22 protein-coding genes are annotated in these 17,802 nt (G+C 58.3%); 7 read left to right on the top strand and 15 right to left on the bottom strand.

All coding sequences use genetic code 11. The features are described from left to right. Window positions 1-113: 113 nt before the first annotated feature. On the bottom strand, window positions 114-1,469 hold the full coding sequence (hmgA, locus tag MHN28_RS21165) for a homogentisate 1,2-dioxygenase (protein WP_239344584.1): 1,356 nt from the start codon (window positions 1,467-1,469) through the stop codon (window positions 114-116). A 57-nt stretch (window positions 1,470-1,526) separates the two neighbouring features. On the opposite strand from hmgA, the gene MHN28_RS21160 reads away from it, so the two are divergent. The 3 genes from MHN28_RS21160 (at window position 1,527) to MHN28_RS21150 (ending at window position 4,219) form a co-directional block, all read left to right on the top strand. Then, window positions 1,527-1,979, top strand: coding sequence for a MarR family winged helix-turn-helix transcriptional regulator (locus tag MHN28_RS21160; protein WP_239344582.1), 453 nt, complete (start codon window positions 1,527-1,529; stop codon window positions 1,977-1,979). A gap of 60 nt (window positions 1,980-2,039) precedes the next feature. Continuing rightward, a complete protein-coding gene (locus MHN28_RS21155; RefSeq protein ID WP_239344580.1) occupies window positions 2,040-3,308 on the top strand; it encodes an adenylate/guanylate cyclase domain-containing protein in 1,269 nt (422 codons plus the stop codon). A 110-nt stretch (window positions 3,309-3,418) separates the two neighbouring features. Beyond that, complete coding sequence (locus tag MHN28_RS21150; protein ID WP_239344578.1) at window positions 3,419-4,219, top strand: M15 family metallopeptidase; 801 nt, start codon at window positions 3,419-3,421, stop codon at window positions 4,217-4,219. 63 nt (window positions 4,220-4,282) lie between these two features. Here MHN28_RS21150 and MHN28_RS21145 read toward each other — a convergent pair whose 3' ends face one another. After that, window positions 4,283-5,092, bottom strand: coding sequence for a division plane positioning ATPase MipZ (locus tag MHN28_RS21145; RefSeq protein WP_239344576.1), 810 nt, complete (start codon window positions 5,090-5,092; stop codon window positions 4,283-4,285). A gap of 226 nt (window positions 5,093-5,318) precedes the next feature. On the opposite strand from MHN28_RS21145, the gene MHN28_RS21140 reads away from it, so the two are divergent. The 3 genes from MHN28_RS21140 (at window position 5,319) to MHN28_RS21130 (ending at window position 8,415) form a co-directional block, all read left to right on the top strand. Next, complete coding sequence (locus MHN28_RS21140; protein ID WP_239344588.1) at window positions 5,319-6,197, top strand: AEC family transporter; 879 nt, start codon at window positions 5,319-5,321, stop codon at window positions 6,195-6,197. Window positions 6,198-6,277: 80 nt separating this feature from the next. After that, a complete protein-coding gene (locus tag MHN28_RS21135; RefSeq protein ID WP_239344574.1) occupies window positions 6,278-7,873 on the top strand; it encodes an MFS transporter in 1,596 nt (531 codons plus the stop codon). A gap of 77 nt (window positions 7,874-7,950) precedes the next feature. Next, complete coding sequence (locus tag MHN28_RS21130; RefSeq protein ID WP_239344572.1) at window positions 7,951-8,415, top strand: N-acetyltransferase; 465 nt, start codon at window positions 7,951-7,953, stop codon at window positions 8,413-8,415. Window positions 8,416-8,494: 79 nt separating this feature from the next. Here MHN28_RS21130 and rpmE read toward each other — a convergent pair whose 3' ends face one another. Then, a complete protein-coding gene (rpmE, locus tag MHN28_RS21125) occupies window positions 8,495-8,716 on the bottom strand; it encodes a 50S ribosomal protein L31 (protein WP_050605278.1) in 222 nt (73 codons plus the stop codon). 11 nt (window positions 8,717-8,727) lie between these two features. Next, window positions 8,728-9,111: a 50S ribosomal protein L19 gene (gene rplS / locus MHN28_RS21120; protein ID WP_058273331.1), complete on the bottom strand. Its 384-nt coding sequence runs from the start codon at window positions 9,109-9,111 to the stop codon at window positions 8,728-8,730. A 378-nt stretch (window positions 9,112-9,489) separates the two neighbouring features. On the opposite strand from rplS, the gene MHN28_RS21115 reads away from it, so the two are divergent. Beyond that, complete coding sequence (locus tag MHN28_RS21115; protein ID WP_239344570.1) at window positions 9,490-10,293, top strand: glycoside hydrolase family 25 protein; 804 nt, start codon at window positions 9,490-9,492, stop codon at window positions 10,291-10,293. On the opposite strand, the gene MHN28_RS21110 is transcribed toward MHN28_RS21115, so the two are convergent. The 11 genes from MHN28_RS21110 to ffh all read right to left on the bottom strand — a co-directional run bounded on the left by MHN28_RS21110 (window position 10,290) and on the right by ffh (window position 17,644). Further along, a complete protein-coding gene (locus MHN28_RS21110) occupies window positions 10,290-10,715 on the bottom strand; it encodes a hypothetical protein (RefSeq protein ID WP_239344568.1) in 426 nt (141 codons plus the stop codon). The two genes, MHN28_RS21115 and MHN28_RS21110, sit on opposite strands and share 4 nt — an antisense overlap. A 134-nt stretch (window positions 10,716-10,849) precedes the next feature. Further along, on the bottom strand, window positions 10,850-11,659 hold the full coding sequence (gene trmD, locus MHN28_RS21105; RefSeq protein ID WP_239344566.1) for a tRNA (guanosine(37)-N1)-methyltransferase TrmD: 810 nt from the start codon (window positions 11,657-11,659) through the stop codon (window positions 10,850-10,852). Further along, window positions 11,656-12,471, bottom strand: coding sequence for a hypothetical protein (locus MHN28_RS21100; protein WP_239344564.1), 816 nt, complete (start codon window positions 12,469-12,471; stop codon window positions 11,656-11,658). The genes trmD and MHN28_RS21100 overlap by 4 nt, the downstream gene beginning before the upstream one ends. After that, the gene (gene rimM / locus MHN28_RS21095) at window positions 12,471-12,974 is read right to left on the bottom strand and encodes a ribosome maturation factor RimM (RefSeq protein ID WP_239344562.1); all 504 of its coding nucleotides are present in this window, start codon (window positions 12,972-12,974) and stop codon (window positions 12,471-12,473) included. Before rimM ends, MHN28_RS21100 begins: the two co-directional genes overlap by 1 nt. A gap of 148 nt (window positions 12,975-13,122) precedes the next feature. Next, entirely contained in the window at window positions 13,123-13,758 is a 636-nt protein-coding gene (gene bluB, locus MHN28_RS21090; RefSeq protein ID WP_239344560.1) for a 5,6-dimethylbenzimidazole synthase, read from the bottom strand. 13 nt (window positions 13,759-13,771) lie between these two features. Further along, a complete protein-coding gene (gene rpsP, locus MHN28_RS21085; RefSeq protein ID WP_239344558.1) occupies window positions 13,772-14,149 on the bottom strand; it encodes a 30S ribosomal protein S16 in 378 nt (125 codons plus the stop codon). A 43-nt stretch (window positions 14,150-14,192) separates the two neighbouring features. Continuing rightward, complete coding sequence (locus MHN28_RS21080; protein WP_239344557.1) at window positions 14,193-14,489, bottom strand: chorismate mutase; 297 nt, start codon at window positions 14,487-14,489, stop codon at window positions 14,193-14,195. Then, window positions 14,486-15,037 carry a GNAT family N-acetyltransferase gene (locus tag MHN28_RS21075; protein WP_239344556.1) on the bottom strand — a complete coding sequence of 184 codons (552 nt, stop codon included), beginning with the start codon at window positions 15,035-15,037 and terminating at the stop codon, window positions 14,486-14,488. Before MHN28_RS21075 ends, MHN28_RS21080 begins: the two co-directional genes overlap by 4 nt. After that, the gene (locus MHN28_RS21070) at window positions 15,034-15,585 is read right to left on the bottom strand and encodes a GNAT family N-acetyltransferase (RefSeq protein WP_239344554.1); all 552 of its coding nucleotides are present in this window, start codon (window positions 15,583-15,585) and stop codon (window positions 15,034-15,036) included. The genes MHN28_RS21075 and MHN28_RS21070 overlap by 4 nt, the downstream gene beginning before the upstream one ends. Continuing rightward, entirely contained in the window at window positions 15,582-16,139 is a 558-nt protein-coding gene (locus tag MHN28_RS21065) for a GNAT family N-acetyltransferase (protein WP_239344553.1), read from the bottom strand. The genes MHN28_RS21070 and MHN28_RS21065 overlap by 4 nt, the downstream gene beginning before the upstream one ends. Next, window positions 16,136-17,644, bottom strand: coding sequence for a signal recognition particle protein (ffh, locus tag MHN28_RS21060; protein ID WP_239344551.1), 1,509 nt, complete (start codon window positions 17,642-17,644; stop codon window positions 16,136-16,138). Before ffh ends, MHN28_RS21065 begins: the two co-directional genes overlap by 4 nt. Between the last annotated feature and the right edge of the window lie 158 nt (window positions 17,645-17,802).

The raw sequence follows: 17,802 nt of genomic DNA, 5'->3' as shown, positions 1-17,802 counted from the left end.
TGATCGGCATCGTTGGCCGAGGCCACCCAGGATTTCATCAAAGGCATATTGTCTCCAGACCATTGTCACAGGCCCGGGCGTTTCGAAAAGAAATCCCGGGTCGTTTTGTTGCATCACTTCTTGCCGGACGTTCCGTCGAACTTCTTTTCGATATCCGTCCAGCAATCGATGTAATCGTCCTGCAGCGGGGCGTCGTTGGCCGCAAACGGGGTCAGATGCTGCGGGAACCGGGTTTCGAACATGAAGGACATGGTGTTGTCCAGCTTGTCCGGCCCGAGGTTCGCATTTGACGCTTTTTCAAAGGCTTCCTTGTCCGGCCCGTGCGGCAGCATCATGTTGTGCAGGCTCATCCCGCCCGGGACAAAGCCCTGCGGCTTGGCGTCGTACTGGCCGTAAATGTTGCCCATCAGCTCGGACATGATGTTCTTGTGATACCAGGGCGGGCGGAACGTATCCTCCATCACCATCCAGCGTTCGCGAAACAGAACGAAATCGATATTGGCCGTACCCGGGTGGCCCGAGGGCGCGGTCAGGACGGTAAAGATCGACGGATCCGGGTGGTCGAACAGGATCGCGCCGACCGGGCAATAGGTGCGCAGATCGTACTTGTAAGGCGCGTAGTTCCCGTGCCACGCAACGACGTCCAGCGGGCTTTGGCCGATCCTGGTGGTATGGAACTGCCCACACCATTTGACCGTCACGGTCGAGGGCACCTCGCGGTCTTCAAACGCTGCAACCGGCGCTTTGAAATCGCGCGGGTTGGCCATGCAATTTGCGCCGATCGGGCCGCGTCCGGGCAGTTCGAATTTCTGGCCGTAATTCTCGCAGACAAAACCCCGGCAGGGGCCTTCCAGTACCTCGACGCGGTAGACCAGGCCGCGCGGGATGATGGCGATCTCTTTGGGCTCAAGGTCAATGATCCCCAGTTCAGTCGCAAAGCGCAGGCGGCCTTCCTGCGGAACCACCAGCAGCTCGGAATCGGCCGAGAAGAAATAGTCATCCACCATGGATTCAGTAACCAGATAGATATGGCTTGCCATGCCCACCTGCGTGTTCACGTCGCCCGCCGTGGTCATCGTGCGCATGCCGGTCAGCCAGGTCAGCGGCTCATCGGTATGAGCGACCGCGTCCCAGCGATACTGGCCAAGGCTGATCACGTCCGGATCGACGCATGGCGCCGATTTCCAATGGGGCAGGTCGATCTTTTCGTAACGATGAGAATGCTTGACCGACGGGCGGATACGATAGCACCACGTCCGTTCCGGCGGGTTCGCGGTAAAGGCAGTGCCGCTGAGTTGTTCGCCATAAAGGCCATAATTGCACCGCTGCGGGCTGTTCATCCCCCGCGGCAGCGCACCCGGCAAAGCCTCAGTCTCAAAATCATTCGCCCAACCAGGCATATAGCCCGCATGGGTCCCCACAGGCGTACTGGCCTGGGTCATTTTGTGCGGATCAGTCGGATGGTTCATCCTGTGTTCCTCCATTTGCTGCTTGTCGGATAATAGTTGATTTTGTAACTAACAAGCATGACTCACAACGACTCCACCCAAAAAGATGACTTTTGTCCGCAAGATTTCCTGCCTTACCTTCTGAACCGTGCAGCCGAAGAAAGTTCGCTGGAGTTTCAACAAGCCTACAGAGACCGCTACGGGATGCTTCGAACCGAGTGGCGCGTGCTGTTTCACTTGGGAAACTATGGCGAGATGACCGCGAAAGAGATTGGTGAACGCGCCAGAATCCATAAGACAAAGATCAGCCGCGCCGTATCCAAACTTGAACAGCGACGGTACCTTACCCGCACGCGCAGCCCGTCCGACCGTCGGGTGGAATATTTGACGCTCACACCCTTAGGGCAAACCGTGTACCTGGATCTGCGTGAGACCGCAAAACAATATGACGCAAAGCTTGCCGGTATGTTTCCCCATGAAGAAACGGCCCTGCTGCGCAAAATGCTGCGGCGTCTGGCGCATATGACTTGAGCACTGGTAATTGATTGCCCGCGTTCCCAGATGAAGGGCAGAACAAAAACGGGACAAAACATGACGACCTCGGATGCCGAAGCGGCAAAATCAAGCGAACTGATCAACTGGCTTGTGACGCGTGGGCTTGAAGGAGCAAACAAAGAAGAGCTGCTGGACGGGTACTGCAACAGATTGGTGGAGCTGGGTGTGCCGCTGATGCGGTTTCACGCAGCTCAATCCACGCTGCATCCAATTTATGGCGGCACCGGTTATAGCTGGTACCAAGGGCAGGGCGGAGAGCATCAGGCCTTTGAATACTCAGAGCAGCCCAGCGAACAATGGAAAGTGAGCCCCCTATTCGCGGTTCTGAACGAAGGTCTGAGCGTCGTGCACGAACGGTTGGTTGATCAGAATGAACCCAGCCGCTTTCCCTTGCTGAATGAACTGCGTGAACATGGTGCCACCGAATATTATGCAACGGGTGTGTCTTTTGACATCCCGACCCACAATGCTCCGAAAGATGCCAAGAAGGCGGTGAACGGCGTTCTGCTGTCCTGGACGTCAAACGCGCCGGAGGGTTTCAAGGACAGTGACCTGGCATTGATTAATACGGCTTTGCCGCATCTCGGGTTGGCATTGAAGTCGGCGAATAGTGAGCGGATTTCAAAGGACCTGATGCGGGTTTATCTTGGCCGCGATGCGGGTCGGCGGGTCCTGTCAGGTGAAATACGCCGCGGGTCGTTGCAGCAGATCGACGCTGTGATCTGGAACTTCGACCTGGAGGGCTTCACCAGCCTGTCCGAAGAACTGCCGGGCGATGAAATCATCGAAATGCTGAACGAGTATCTGGCTGTCGCCGTCAATGTGGTCCACAAATGCGATGGCAGTATCCTGAAGTTCATGGGCGACGGCCTGATGGCGATGTTCGATGTTGGCGAGATTGATGCGGATGCGCGCGCCGCCCTGGCTGCAGTTGTCGAATTGCAAGAGAGAATGGCAGAGTTAAACGCGCGACGCTCGGCTGATGGACTGCCGGTTTCGAATTACACGCTGGCCCTGCACGCGGGGGAAATCCTGTATGGCAATATCGGGTCAGAAAGCCGTCTGGACTTCACCGTCATCGGTCCGACCGTTAACCAGACCGCCCGGATTGCCGGAATGCACCGGTCGCTGGGGCAGCGGATTCTGATCTCGGACGATGTGGCCCGAGCCGCGCAACCTTGCGCTTCGGCACTGGTTTCCGTGGGTCGGTATATGTTGCGCGGCGTGCCTGAGCCGAAGGAACTGTTTACAGTCTATAGGCCAGAGAACAGTGAAGGCATTTCATTTTGTAATGACCTAAACTGAACGACTATCGCTCTGTAATGGCCGGCTGCCATTGGCATGCCGGCCAAAGTTGACTTGCCCAAGGTGTTGCCTCTTACATAGCCGAAACTGCTCCAAGAGGCGCTGATATCGTGGACAAAACTGAGTTGAAGCCTATCCCCATCGGAGATGATAGCCTGGATACGCGGGGCTATCACGGCGTCGAATTCGACGCTGCGGACCTGCGCGCGTCCGAGCCGCTGGTCGATCTTGGTTCGCATGGAATAGCGGTTGTTCCCTATTATCACCTGTCAGATGGCTCAAACCCGCCCTACGGGCGGCAAATCAAGGGAAGTCTGCCTCGAACATGGTGTAGGGCTAGCCTCGTGCCGATGCTGAAAGCGGCGAACGACGCATTTGCACATAACGGGTGCGAACTTGTCGTATTTGATGCCTATCGCACAATTGCCACGCAGCGGGATCTTTGGAACTGGGCGATGGAAAAGGCCGCCTCTGAAAATCCCGGTCTTTCGCAGCAGGAGCTGGAGATCCGAACGTGCCAATACTCTTCGGATCCCCGAAAATTCGATCCCGCCGACGCAACCACCTGGCCGACGCATTCAACCGGCGCCGCGGTAGACGTTGTTTTACGCGCGCTGGACACTGGTGAGGAATTGGACATGGGCGCCGCCTTCGACGATCTGAGCGCCATCGCGCATACCGACTATCTTGAGCGTGAATGGCGCGCCGGACGGATTGGGCCGGACAACCCCGCGCTTTTGAACCGCCGTTTATTGTATTGGGGGATGCGGCACGCCGGTTTCACCAACTATCCCTCGGAGTATTGGCATTTCGACTTCGGTAATCAAATGTACATGTACAACAGGCAATTGGAATCCGGGGCTCGGGCGCGCGCCTGGTACGGATATTGTCAGCCACCGCAGCGAGGGTGAATGCTGCCAAAAAAGAACTGAACTCAGGCGCAGAAACGGACCTGTTGAACCAACGCCAGTTTGTCAGAAGTCGATCTCGACGCCCGGCAGGTTCAGCTCTTTCATCATGTCGCGCAGTTCCTGCCGTGCAGCGATGTTCGAGATGTTCAGCTGTTTAACCCCGATATCCTTGAGGTCCAGCAAGGTCAGGCCGCGTGGAAACAACTCGCGGAAGATAACCCGTTCGGAAAAGCCCGAGGCGACGCGGAAGCCGATGCGTTGCGATAACAATTCGATCGCGCGCTGCATCTTTTCTTTGTTGACCATGCGCTGGGTACCGACACGGTTGCGTACAACGACCCAATCGATTGGCTTCAGACCAGCCTGCGCACGCAGCTGACGCGCATTCCAGACCATTTCTGAATAGACAGACGGCCCAAGAATTTTCTCGCCCTTCGAGTCAATCCGCGCCAGCAGGTCGAAATCGATGAAACTGTCGTTCAGCGGGGTGATCAGAGTGTCCGCCAGCGAATGCGCCACCTGGCTGAGGCGAGTGTGCGATCCTGGGCAGTCGATCAGGATAAAGTCGCTATCGCTTTCCAACTCGGACACAGCGGCGGACAGGCGATGGTCATAGATGTTCTCGCCCGGTTTCAGCTTGCTCGCGTCGATCTCGGGCAGATCGTGGTGACGGGGGCTTGGCAGAGCCACCTCGGACCCGTTCAGGAAATTGCCCCGGTTTTCGAAATACCGGCCAAGGCTGCGTTGTCGCAGATCAAGGTCCAGCGTGCTGACCTTGTGACCCAAACGCGCCAGCGCGGTGGCCACATGCATCGACACGGTCGATTTGCCCGCGCCGCCCTTCTCGTTCCCCACTACGATGATATGTGCCATGCCTGTATTCCCATGTCCCGCCGTGCTTACCCACACGTTGTTGCAGACCACTATATGTTGTGGAGGCCGGGAAGGGAAGAACCCCAAGCGCCATCGCGGGGCAATATCAGGCTCTAATTTGGAAAACTCAACTGGGCAGGTTGGTTAGGTTGCGCGCTTGCCAAAATTGACACGCTGTTTCACTGTCCGGAATAGGGTTTTGCGATAGGGGCAAGCGTTGGACCACGTGTTTCTGAACGTTTTGAACGTGGTTTTGCCCGTGCTGATTTGCGCCGGAATTGGCTATGCACTTGCCGTGACCAAGGCACCATTCGACAACAAGGTTGTCGGCGGGATCGTCTCGCGGGTCGGATACCCGACGCTTGTCATCTCACACCTATCCACGACCAAGATTGCGATTGGAACTTTCCTGGATGTCATGGCCGCTGCTGCGCTGGCCATCGCGGGGTTTGGCGCGCTGGGGTTCGTGGTGCTCAAGGCCATGCGCCTGCCGGTGCGGGCCTTTCTGACCCCGCTGATGCACGGAAACGTTGGCAACATCGGATTGCCGATCACACTGCTTGCGCTGGGTGACGCCGGAATGGCGTACGCGATGGGCTTCGTGGTTGTCGTGCTGATCAGTATCTTCACCATCGGCATGTGGATTCCGGCGGGCGAGTTCTCACCAAAGAAACTCGCCACATCCCCGATTATCTACGCGGTGATCCTGTCTCTTGTCCTGCTGGCGACAGGATCAAGCTTGCCACAGCCTGTCGCAAAGTCCTTTGACATTCTTGGCGGCCTCTCTATCCCCCTGATGCTGCTGACACTGGGGCACACGCTGGCAACCTTGCGGGTTGAGAGCATGAAGAGGGCTGTAACGCTGACGGTCCTGCACTTGGCTATGGCGATTGCGATTGCCAGCGCTCTTGTCTGGGGGTTCGGTTTTACCGGGGCCGAGCGCGGTGCAGTGATCCTGTGTTGCCTGATGCCGTCCTCGGTGGCGACATATCTGTTCATCGACCAACACGTGCCGGAGTATGGGCCCGATGTGGCGGGCTTTATCCTTGTGTCGACGTTGGCCACAATCATCGTTCTGCCGGTCGCGCTTTCCTACTGGATCTGAGGCGCACCCTATGCGCAGCGACAAAAATCGCTAAACTGCTGATTAATTGCATTAAAGATCAACAGATTTAGGGTGGAATGATGACCGACGAGACGTCTGTGGAGCCAACCCAAAAAGGCGGTGCCCGCGTTGTGCTGGCAATGACGGCCATCTGCATGATGGTAGTAGGCTTCAACACCACTGCTGTGGCGACCATTCTGCCAAATCTGAAAGCTGAGTTTGATTTGACCCCATCCGGCCTGCAATGGGTGATGGCGACATATACCGTGGCCAGCGCCACGTTGGTCACAATCGTCAGCCGTCTGGGCGATATCACCGGTAAGATGGGCGTGTTTTTCTTTGGCATGATCGTATTTGCCATTGGCTCTGCATCAGTTCTGGTTGCGCAGGACGGTGCCATGCTGCTGTTTGGGCGCGGCGCGCAGGGGGCAGGGGCAGCGGCTTTGTTCGGCACGTCCCTTTCGCTTCTGACCGCCGCCACGCCCGAGGAGCAGCGGGCCAGCGTAACCGGCGCTTGGGGCGCGATTGTGGGGCTTGCGATTGGCGTAGGGCCCATCGTCGGCGGGGCATTTGCCCACTACATCAGCTGGCGAGCGGTATTTGCGACCGACCTGGTGCTACTGGTTTTCGCTTTTCTCATCGGATTGCAGGTCAGCAAGCGCGGCTACGTGCCAGATACGCGCCTTGCCGGGGCAAAGTTCGACTATCCGGGCGCTATTGCATTGCTTTTGTTTCTCGGGCCGTTGTCCTTTGCGCTCAGCAACGGTGAAAGTGGTGGGTGGGCGACACCGATGACCTTGGTGCCGTTGGGCGTAGCGGCCGTGGCGACAATCATCCTGGTCATTGTGTCCAGACGCAGCGACGACCCGCTGATCGAGCTGCGCTACTTCAAACATCCGCGCTACTTCATGGCCGCCGCTGGGATGTTCTTTACCGGCTTCACACTGTTCTGCTTTTTCGTCTACTTCAACACGTTCGTCCAATCTCCGGACGCCTTTGGATACTCGTCCATTGGTGCGGGGCTGGCGATCATGCCGCTGAGCCTCAGTATGTTTGTTATTTCGGTAACCGCACCCCGGTTCCTGGCGCCCTACAGTTTTCAATGGCCGGTTGCGATTGGTCTGGGGGCGATGGCCTGTGGGTTCGTGCTGTTGATGACGACCACCAACTCCACGCAATATGCCGAGATCTGGTGGAAACTGCTTATTGTCGGCATCGGGATGGGTATCTGTTTTTCCCTGCTCCCCCGCCTTGGTCTGCGCCTTTTGCCCGAAGAGCATGTGGGGCAGGGATCAGGTGTGATCAACGCTTGCCTCTATTTCGGAGCCACATTGGGCGCCGTGGTCGGCGGGTTGGCCGAGGCCATCACCATTCGCAGGGGCCTTTCCGAGGTCATCGATGCCTTACCCACCGGTTCGGCCCAGCGTGAGGATCTGGCCCACGCCCTGACGCACGGAACGCCAAGCCAGATTCAGCAATTGATCGCAAAGATGAACCCCGAGACCAGCGCAACGTTGGCAACTGCCCTACGCGACTTGCAGGACAACGCCTTTAACAGCGCCATGCTTGTCGCCGCAATTGCGGCCGTCGTCGGGATGGCTTTGGCTCTGACGTTGCTGCGGGGACCTGTGCCGCCGGTGCACAGCGCGGCGGAACTGACAAAAGCGAAGACTTGAACCCGGACATTTAGGGTGAATGGCTACGCCTGCTCTGATTGTTTCTTTTGAACATGCCTCTGTGATAATGATTTCCCATGGTTGAATGCACTTTACTCACCCGAGATACCCTGCGTCCGCTTGCAGCGCTGTCCGTTCGCGAAGAACAGGCAAATTTCATTGCGACAAATCTCATGACAATGGCGCAGTCGATCTTTGAGCCTGGCTCCGAAATCTATGGCATCTGGGACGGAGGTGACGCCGTAGGTTTGCTTGCTGTTATCGATATGGCGCACCCGGATGCGAAATTGGACGAGGGCGATGATCCGGACAGCGTTTATGTTTGGCGGCTCATGGTTGACCAATCCCACCAAGGGCGCGGTTACGGTCGGGCTGCGTTGGAATTTGCGAAATCTATGGCGATGAAAAAGGGCCGCGGCAATCTGATGATCAGCGTTATAAACAAACCCGGTGGCGCAATGCCGATTTATGAATCGTTTGGCTTTGTCCCGACCGGCAGAATTGTCGATGGTGAGGTCGAGCTGAAGATGCAGCTCGGCTAGTCGCTGCCCAGAGCACAGGTGCCGCCTAACAAAAAGGCCGCCCCGATGGGCGGCCTTTCGCATTCGAAACAGGTTCGGCTTAGAAGCCCAGACCTTCGTATTTCTTCTTGAACTTCGACACGCGGCCGCCGGCGTCCATCAGGCGCGACGAGCCACCGGTCCATGCAGGGTGCACGGAAGGGTCGATTTCCAGAGCCAGCTGGTCGCCTTCGGCGCCCCAGGTGGATTTCATCTGAACCACGGTACCATCGGTCATTTTGACGTCGATGACGTGATAATCGGGATGGATGTCTTTTTTCATCTTTCCGCTCCTTACGCCTCGGCGCCAGCCTTGGGCTTGTAGTTGGTGACTTCTGCGATACGTGCGGATTTACCGCGGCGCGAGCGCAGATAGTACAGTTTGGCGCGACGAACGCGGCCACGGCGGACAACGGTGATGCTGTCGATGTTGGTCGAATACAGCGGGAACACACGCTCCACGCCTTCGCCAAACGAAATTTTGCGTACAGTGAACGCACCGGCGATGGTGTTGCCGCCTTTGCGAGCAATGCAGACGCCTTCGTAGTTCTGAACACGGGTGCGCGACCCTTCGGTCACTTTAAAGCCGACACGGATGGTGTCACCGGCTTTGAAATCGGGGATGTCTTTCCCCAGGGCGGCAATCTGTTCCGCCTCAAGCTGTGCGATCAAGTCCATCGCATTTCTCCTATCTGCTCGTGGTTGGTCCACGAAGTTTGGGCACGGCCTGAGAGCTCTTGGTCTTCACCGGGTCCTGCGAACAGCCCGCCAGAGATCAGATCGAATCTTCCTTTGGTCTGGTCGCCCTGCCGCGCCGTGGCCGAAGAAAGCCGGGTGTTGCGCCATGATGCAAACCAAAACACCGGAGTCGCATGACGCGGCACCGGATTGCGCTGCTTTACGGGCTTTGCGCGTAGGGATCAAGCCTAAATCGCTATGAATTTCAGGGTCAGGTGGTGGGTTTTCGCCGCCGATCAACAACACCGTTGCCTTGTCAGCCGGATCAGGCATTCTGGAGGGAATTACAAGAGCAGAGATTTAGAACAGGAACAGATCATGCGCGCAGCATTGATGCTGGCCGTTATGGCCTTTGCGACCCTTTCCTGCGGTCGCAGCAGTCCTCCGCCCCAACAGGTTGAGGCCAAAGCTTTTCTGGATACCACGTCGCCTTCGGTCATTTTCCCCAGCTTCGGGGATGCCAAGCCGCACGAGTGGGAAGGCAGGCATCCGGGGCACTATCCCATTCATGGACTTGATGTTTCGCGCTGGCAGGGGCCGATTGATTGGCATACGGCCAAATCTTCCGGCGTGAGTTTCGTGTTCATCAAGGCGACAGAGGGCGGGGACGTGGCCGACCCGATGTTCGAGGACCATCGCCGGGGCGCACAGTCGGCGGGCGTGCCCTGGGGCGCATATCACTATTACTATTTCTGCCGACCGGCGCACGAACAGGCGAGATGGTTCATCGAGAACGTGCCCAGAGGGGCGGACCTGCCGCATGTTCTGGATATGGAGTGGACGCCGCATTCCAAGACTTGCACCATAAGGCCCGATGGTGCCACTGTTCGGGCCGAGGCGGAACGATTCCTCGATATGCTCGAGCGCCACTACGGTCGCAGACCGATTGTCTATACGACCGTGGATTTCTACGGCGACACGGAGATCGGGCGCCTGCCCAAGACCGAGTTCTGGCTGCGGTCGGTCGCAGGTCACCCGCGCAATGTGTACCCCAAGGCGGTCTGGCGGTTCTGGCAATACACCGGAACAGGATTGGTTCCCGGCGTTCAGGGAAAGGTGGATATCAACACCTTCAACGGTCCGCCGGAAATATGGGCCAGGTGGAAAGCAGGGGGTTCCTAAGTCTTGGGTGCCCCGTAGGTTTCCATGGTGCCTCCACCGACAAGGTGATCCAGACGGCGTACCCTTTCTTCACCAGATGTGTGATGCAGCCAAAACTGCTCTCCATCCGTCAGTTCGCGGCGTTCGAACCCACGTTCGGTCAAGCAGCGGTGCACTTGATCGATCTCTCCCTGAGAGCGAAGCTTTTCGTCGAAGGGGGCCGTGATGAGCGGACCCAGGATAACGCCCCACAGCAGGATATTCGTGGCGTATCCGCCAATCACCGCACTGTTGCCCCCAATATCTTCCTCGGCGGCGCATGATTGCACGGCGACCTTTGCGGAGTGCAGGTTATGACCGGCCTGCGTTGGCACTGACATCTCGAGAGGTTTGGTGGTGCAAGCCGAAAGGGCAAGCGCAGAAATGCATATGATCTTCTTCATTTGGTGGCCTGTTATGTGTTTGTTCTAATGCGCTTTTCACAACATCTTTTGGATGATTAATTTTGCGAAAAGTCAGCCACAAGTGGTGTCCGCCAAAAGCTTGTGCGTGCGACATGCAAGCCACACAAGGCCTGTCAGCCCTGTTTATCGTCTTCTGAATTCGTATAGCGCTCCCACAGATCCGGGCGCCGATCGCGGGTGACTTCTTCGGACATCTCGTGGCGCCATTCGGCAATGCGGCCGTGATGACCGGACATCAGGATGTCCGGGATCGAACGGCCCTTCCATTCGGCAGGGCGCGTGTATTGCGGGTGTTCCAGCAGGCCCGAAGAAAAGCTCTCTTCTTCGGCCGAGGCTTGATTGCCCAGCACCCCGGGGATCAGCCGAACGGTGGCGTCAATCAAGGCTTGAGCGGCGATTTCTCCGCCGGTCATGACGAAGTCGCCAAGGCTGACTTCCTGAACGCCATAGTGTTCCAGCACCCGTTCATCTACCCCTTCGAACCGGCCACAGAGCAGCGTCATGCCATCGCACCGCGCGAGATTTTGCATCATGCGCTGATCCATCCGGCGACCGCGTGGGCTAAGGTAAATCAGCGGCCAGTTGCCTTGTACGCCCGCCATTGTGTGTTCGATTGCCTCGCCCAGCACGTCGGCGCGCAACACCATGCCTGCGCCGCCACCAGCGGGCGTGTCGTCGACGTTGCGGTGTTTCCCGACACCGAATTGGCGCAAGTCCACGGTTTCCAGCTGCCACAGCCCCTCTTGCAGCGCCTTGCCAGTCAGGCTTTCGCCCAGCACTCCGGGAAAGGCCGATGGGAACAGAGTTATGATCTTGGCCTTCCAGACTCCGTGTAAATCGGGGGTCGGGCTCATCAATTCTCGGGGCTTCAGGGTGGGACGGATTGCTTTGCGCCCGTGGGATTTGCTTGGCTTGTCTGTCATGTGGTGCCGACCATCGCGCTTTTCGCCCGTTCAATTACCTGGGCCTTTTGCCGGGTCAGAGCTGCCTCGTCCAGTCGGGATCTGTTCAGCGAAAGCAATTCTGCGAGCACACTTTCGGGAAGCCGGGTGTTTTTCTGCTTAGGGGGCACCAGAAGTTTGCGTTTTTCTCGAGGCAAGTTCAGGAATTCGGCGAAGGGCGCACCAGGCCCAAAGCGTCGCAATTGCATCTCTTCCAGCCATTCCTCAGTCACGGTGGCCGAGGGCAGCTTGTTCCGAATTTCAAAGACCGTGTCCTCGAGGGGCGGTAAGTGATCCATGTTCGTGCGGAAGGTCTCAAAATCCTGAACCTGTCGAATTCTTTGAAGGTCATGCGCCCATAGGCTACGCAACCAAGCGCCGCGTTGGCGCAGGGAAATGTAGATCGTGATCTCGACCTCTTCACCGGCGAACCGGTCGTGAACAGCGTCAACGAGGCAGGCGGCAAGATCTGGCGTTGCTGCATATCCCTGTTCGATATTGCGGCTGGGGCGTAGACCGCTGAAATTCTCTTCGCTGACGATCAAACCACGACGGGTGCCAAAGTTTCGGGTGGCCAGAAAGTCGCGCGTCTGGGTGCTGAAATCGGACAGCGTACCCACTGTGCCGTAAATGGAGTGCCGCGTTGCGGCATCGGCCAAACCCAGCTTGCGGGTCTTGTAGGGCAACAACAGCGCGAAATGCGGCCAAATCAACTCGCGGTTTTCATAAAGAAAAGACTGTGCCGCAGTGGTGCCGGTCTTGTGTAGCCCCAGATGCAGCAGAACGCGTCGCATCAGATCAGACCTTCAGGCGGGTCTGCGATGATGCGGCCTTTGTCCAGATCGACTGTCGGTACGGCTTCAAGTGTGAACGGCAGCAATACAGTTGATTTCAATCCGGGCCCGTGCAGCTCTAGCAGGTCGGCGGCGCCGTGGTTCTGAACCGACTTCACGCGGCCCAGCAAGGTGCCGCCTGTGTCATAGACCTCAAGCCCGATCAGGTCGGTGTGATAGAATTCATCATCGGGAAGAGAAGGCAGTTGATCCCGGCGCGCAAACAGGCGCAGGCCGTTGATGGCGTCGGCCTGTTCCTTGGTTTCTATCCCACCCAGACGCGCGGCAAAGCCGTTCTTAATCGGCCGCGTCAGGACCAGCGGATACCGTTCTTTGCCGTCTTCGTCGGTCAGGGGGGAATAGGCCTCGATATCTTCGGGCACAGCGCAGAAGCTTTTCAGCCGCACTTCGCCGCGCACGCCGTATGACCCCGCAATGCTGCCTACGCAGATCAGATCACTCATTTGGTCCATCCGTCGTTACACATAGCCCACCCCGCCAATCGCCAAGCGGTGCACATGCCTCGCGTTGGTTGTTGCGCTCAAAGAACACGCCAACAATAAAGGCGATCATCAGCAGGATGGGAAGTCGTATCAGCCCGAACATCTGTCTTTACCGTGTTTCGATGTGCAATCGAGCGCTGCGCTGTTCCCAGCCAGCACGCTCAAGTTCGGGTCTTTCCGACATCTCTTCCGGCCAACCCACACAGTAATAACCGACCAATGACCAGTCGTCCGGCACGGTCAGGTCGCGTTTCATCCGTTCAGGATCAAGGATCGAGACCCAGCCCAGACCCAAACCCTCGGCCCGCAAGGCCAGCCAGAACAGTGTGATCGCAGCAACAACGGAATAGCGGCGCATTTCGGGCATCGTGCCTGCGCCCAATCCCAGACCTTTGTTGGTCGACTCGTCCGAGAAAACGGCCAATTGAACCGGCGCTTCCTGCATTCCGGACAGTTTCAGGCGGCTGTATTTCAGCGCCTTATCGCCCGAATAGCCTGCAAGGGCCTGTTCATTGGCGTTCTGAAAATTCTCCAGCGCTGCGGCCCGCGCCGCCTCGCTTTCGACGCGAATGACGCGCCAGGGTTCGCTCAGACCCACCGAGGGGGCTAAGCGAAATGTGTCGAGGCAGCGCGTCAGCACTGCCTCGTCCACGGGATCGGTGCGAAACCGGCGCACATCGCGCCGGAGCCGCATCAGCAGTTCGAACTGCGTGCGAAAATCGTCGGTGAATGCCTGATCCTGCACGCGCTCGCCTTGCTTATTCTTCTGCAGCTGCTTCTTCAGCCGGAGCAGCGGCTTCAGCAGCCTTGGCCGCTTTCTCTTCCGCGCGCTCCTGAGCTTTCTTGCCCGGAGTACCCTTGTTGGGGTTGTTGCGCTCGGCCTTTTCACGGGTGCCGGCAGCTTCCAGCATACGTGCGATACGGTCGGTGGGCTGTGCGCCCTGGTCCAGCCAGTACTGAACGCGCTCCATGTTCATTTTCACGCGCTCTTCGCTGTCTTTCGGCAGCAGCGGGTTGTAGGTGCCCAGTTTCTCGATGAAACGGCCGTCGCGCGGCATGCGGCTGTCAGCAGCCACGATGCGATAGAAGGGACGCTTTTTCGAGCCGCCGCGGGCGAGACGAATTTTCATTGCCATGGTGGTATCTCCTTTGAATGGCGTATCCGGCGTAGATGCCGGTTTAGTTCTTGTGTTTCTTGTGGTGTCGGATGACTTCCTGAATGATGAAATTCAGGAAAGCCTTGGCGAAATCGGGATCCAGATCGGCCTCTTTCGCCAGGTCTTCAAGCCGCGCGATCTGCGCTGACTCGCGCGAAGGATCGGACGGGGGAAGGTCGTGTTCGGCCTTAAGCTTGCCAACGGCCTGGGTGTGCTTGAACCTCTCGCCCAGCGTGTAGACAAGGATCGCGTCCAGCCGGTCGATGCTTTCGCGATGCTCTTTCAGCAACGTCGCAGCCCGTGTCACAGGGTTGTTCATTGGCCGGTCCTTTCGGTGGTCAGGGCAGGTTCTGTTTGTGCAATCTTCGGGTGGCGCCAGACCTGACATGGTTTGCCCAGCAACTCACCTTCGCGTTCGTAGGTGGCACCCAGTCGTTCGGCCAATGCGCGTGAGCGGGAATTGCTGTGCGCGATGTAGGAAATCACGCCGTCCAGGTTCAGGTGCCGTGCAGAATAGTCCCGTGCGGCGAGGGCTGCCTCGTAGGCAAGGCCCTTACCCTCGAACTCTTCCATCAGGGTCCATCCGAGTTCGTGTTCATCCCAACCGGGTGCATAGATCATTCCGACCCAGCCCGCGAACGCATTGCTGGTTTTTTCCGTGATATGCCAGCCGCCATACCCGTACAGCGCCCAATACCCAAAACGTCCCAGCAACGAACGCCAGACTTCGAATTGTGATTTGGGGCCGCCGACCATGTGACTGCGCTCGGTTTCGAAGAACGCCGTCATTGCTGGCAGATCGTTTTCGTGCGGAGCCCGCAAGATCAGACGCTCGGTTTCAACAGTCGGGATGGTGTACGAGGTCATGCGTAAGCCTCCATCCCGCCATTCACCAGATCGGCCGGAGCCGGGTGCCGCCAGACCTGCATCGTACCAAAGCCCGGATGCTCATAGGTGTAATCGAACTGCGCGCCCAGCCTTTCGGCCACGGCCTTGCTACCCAGATTGTCCGGGTCGATCAGAGAAATTGCCGTTTCCCATCCTAGCACATCATAGGCATGCGCGCGTGCCGCCAGAGCGGCTTCGGTCGCATAGCCCTTTCCGGTGGCGTTGTTCATCAAAGTCCAGCCGACTTCGGGCTCAGGCCAGCTGTGCGGAAACCACAGGCCAACGTGACCGACATAGGTACCGGTGTCCTTTTCCTCGACACCCCAGAACCCATAGCCGCGCATGGCCCAATGGCCCAGCAGCATGGCGATGGCGCGCCATGTTTCATCCGGGCGCAGGGGGCCGCCGACGAACTTCGACGCGTCGCTGGTGAAAAATTCTGCTTCGGCCTCGAAATCGGCCTCACACGGTGCCCGCATGATCAGGCGTTCTGTTTCCAGCTTCGGGATCGCCATCGAGAGGGTCATGCCTGCACCTCGCCATACCGCCAGACGTGCTGATCCGCGTCAAAGGCACTTTCAGCCACAGCATCACGCATTGCGCCCAGCCGTTCGGCCAAAGCGTTCGACCGAACATTGGATGCCGACACATAGCTGACGAACTGGCCCGACCCGAGCAGGTCGAAGCCAAAGTCGCGCACAGCAGCACCGGCCTCAGTGGCGTAGCCTTGCTCGCGGTGTTCGGCGCTGAACAAATAGCCGAGTTCGGGTTCGTGGTCGTCCCATTCCATCCCTAGCAGGACGAAACCAACGATCTGTTCGTCGTCTTTCAGCGTGACTGTGAACAGACCATGCCCATGCAAAAGCCATCCGGACGTATAGAACGAGAACTCGGTCCAAGCCTCCTGTTCGGAACTGCCAAAGCTCTCGCGGCAAATCACGGTCCACAAAGGAAGATCGTCCAGACGCGGGGCGCGCAGAACCAGCCGACGGGTCTCAAGGACCGGCAGAGCCGCGCGATACTGCGCTGCTGCCATCGCCGCCTTTCCGGACGGGGGCTGGGTGCAGCGTGCTGGCGTCACTTTTTCTTTCCGAACCCGCTCAGACCCGGGGGCAGGGCCATGCCGCCGCCCATACCGGGCATACCACCGGGCATCTTGCCGCCCATTGCCTTGGCAGCGGCTTCAAGCGCCTTGGGGTCCATGCCTGCGGCCATCTCTTCGGGGGACGGACCGCCTTTGCCAAACATGCCTTTCATGGCCTGTTTCAGCATCTTGCCTTTGCCCATCTTGCCCATCTTCTTCATCATGTCCGACATCTGCCGGTGCATCTTGAGCAGCTTGTTGAGGTCGCTGACCTCCATGCCCGAACCGGCGGCGATGCGTTTCTTGCGGCTCGCTTGAAGCAATTGGGGGTTGGCACGTTCGCGTTTGGTCATCGACTGGATCATGGCGATCTGGCGCTTGAGCACCTTGTCGTCCATGCCCGCTTCTTCGACCTGCTTGGCCATTTTGCCCATGCCCGGCATCATGCCCATCATGCCCTGCATGCCGCCCATCTGGATCATCTGCTCCAGCTGCATTTTCAGGTCGTTCATGTTGAACTGACCTTTGACCATGCGCTTCATCATGCGCTCGGTCTGTTCCATCTCCATCGTTTCCTGGGCCTTTTCGACCAGGGCAACGATGTCGCCCATGCCCAGAATACGACCGGCGATCCGGTCCGGCTCGAAAGTTTCGAGCGCGTCCATCTTCTCGCCCAGACCGACGAAGCGGATCGGCTTGCCGGTGACTGCGCGCATCGACAGTGCCGCACCGCCGCGACCGTCACCGTCCATCCGGGTCAGGACCACGCCCGAGATGCCGACCTTGGCGTCGAATTCTTCGGCCACTTCGACGGCGACCTGACCTGTCAGACCGTCGACGACCAGCAGGGTCTCGCGCGGGTCGACCACGTTGCGAACCTGCTCGACCTCGTCCATCAGGACTTCGTCGATGTGCAGACGTCCCGCGGTGTCGAGCATGTAGACGTCATAGCCGCCCAGCGTCGCCTGCTGCTTGGCGCGCTTGGCGATGTCGACGGGTTTCTGGCCCGGTACGATCGGCAGCGTATCGACGCCGACCTGCGCACCAAGAACCGCCAGCTGATCCATCGCCGCCGGGCGATAAACGTCGAGCGAGGCCATCAGGACCTTCTTGCCCTCTTTCTCTTTCAGGCGCTTGGCGAGCTTACCGGTGGTCGTTGTCTTGCCCGAACCCTGGAGGCCGACCATCAGGATCGGGGCGGGTGGGTTGTCGATCTTCAGCTTACCGGGATCGTCCTCACCGCGCAGGGTGTCGACCAGCGCGTCATGCACGATCTTGACGACCTGCTGACCGGGGGTGATCGACTTGGTGACGGCCTGACCGGTCGCCTGTTCCTGCACTTTCTTGACGAATTCACGCGCAACCGGCAGCGAGACGTCAGCCTCAAGCAGGGCAACGCGAACCTCGCGAAGGGCGGTTTTGACGTCTTCCTCGGACAGGGCACCTTGCTTGGTCAGCCGGTCAAAGACGCCAGAAAGGCGTTCGGATAGATTTTCAAACATGCCTTCGGCCTCCTTAGCCGGTTATCTGGTGGCTCTTCCTAAGTAGGAAACGCCGGTTAAATACACAATTGCCCCCACGGGCGAAACTCGCTGGTGGGGGGCGATCCCTGAACGACTCAAGGGACCGGAAGGTTAGACTCTTCCGGATGTTTGATGGG

Source organism: Ruegeria sp. Ofav3-42 (assembly GCF_022347725.1).
In the GTDB taxonomy this organism is placed as follows: Bacteria; Pseudomonadota; Alphaproteobacteria; order Rhodobacterales; family Rhodobacteraceae; genus Ruegeria.
This window is presented reverse-complemented; position numbering and strand designations above follow the sequence as displayed.

Coding starts and splice junctions, on each gene's coding strand:
- hmgA (WP_239344584.1), bottom strand. CDS start 1,469: ATGAACCATCCGACTGATCCGCACAAAATGACCCAGGCCAGTACGCCT.
- MHN28_RS21160 (WP_239344582.1), top strand. CDS start 1,527: ATGACTCACAACGACTCCACCCAAAAAGATGACTTTTGTCCGCAAGAT.
- MHN28_RS21155 (WP_239344580.1), top strand. CDS start 2,040: ATGACGACCTCGGATGCCGAAGCGGCAAAATCAAGCGAACTGATCAAC.
- MHN28_RS21145 (WP_239344576.1), bottom strand. CDS start 5,092: ATGGCACATATCATCGTAGTGGGGAACGAGAAGGGCGGCGCGGGCAAA.
- MHN28_RS21135 (WP_239344574.1), top strand. CDS start 6,278: ATGACCGACGAGACGTCTGTGGAGCCAACCCAAAAAGGCGGTGCCCGC.
- MHN28_RS21130 (WP_239344572.1), top strand. CDS start 7,951: ATGGTTGAATGCACTTTACTCACCCGAGATACCCTGCGTCCGCTTGCA.
- rpmE (WP_050605278.1), bottom strand. CDS start 8,716: ATGAAAAAAGACATCCATCCCGATTATCACGTCATCGACGTCAAAATG.
- rplS (WP_058273331.1), bottom strand. CDS start 9,111: ATGGACTTGATCGCACAGCTTGAGGCGGAACAGATTGCCGCCCTGGGG.
- MHN28_RS21115 (WP_239344570.1), top strand. CDS start 9,490: ATGCGCGCAGCATTGATGCTGGCCGTTATGGCCTTTGCGACCCTTTCC.
- MHN28_RS21110 (WP_239344568.1), bottom strand. CDS start 10,715: ATGAAGAAGATCATATGCATTTCTGCGCTTGCCCTTTCGGCTTGCACC.
- trmD (WP_239344566.1), bottom strand. CDS start 11,659: ATGACAGACAAGCCAAGCAAATCCCACGGGCGCAAAGCAATCCGTCCC.
- MHN28_RS21100 (WP_239344564.1), bottom strand. CDS start 12,471: ATGCGACGCGTTCTGCTGCATCTGGGGCTACACAAGACCGGCACCACT.
- rimM (WP_239344562.1), bottom strand. CDS start 12,974: ATGAGTGATCTGATCTGCGTAGGCAGCATTGCGGGGTCATACGGCGTG.
- rpsP (WP_239344558.1), bottom strand. CDS start 14,149: ATGGCAATGAAAATTCGTCTCGCCCGCGGCGGCTCGAAAAAGCGTCCC.
- MHN28_RS21080 (WP_239344557.1), bottom strand. CDS start 14,489: ATGAACAACCCTGTGACACGGGCTGCGACGTTGCTGAAAGAGCATCGC.
- MHN28_RS21075 (WP_239344556.1), bottom strand. CDS start 15,037: ATGACCTCGTACACCATCCCGACTGTTGAAACCGAGCGTCTGATCTTG.
- MHN28_RS21070 (WP_239344554.1), bottom strand. CDS start 15,585: ATGACCCTCTCGATGGCGATCCCGAAGCTGGAAACAGAACGCCTGATC.
- ffh (WP_239344551.1), bottom strand. CDS start 17,644: ATGTTTGAAAATCTATCCGAACGCCTTTCTGGCGTCTTTGACCGGCTG.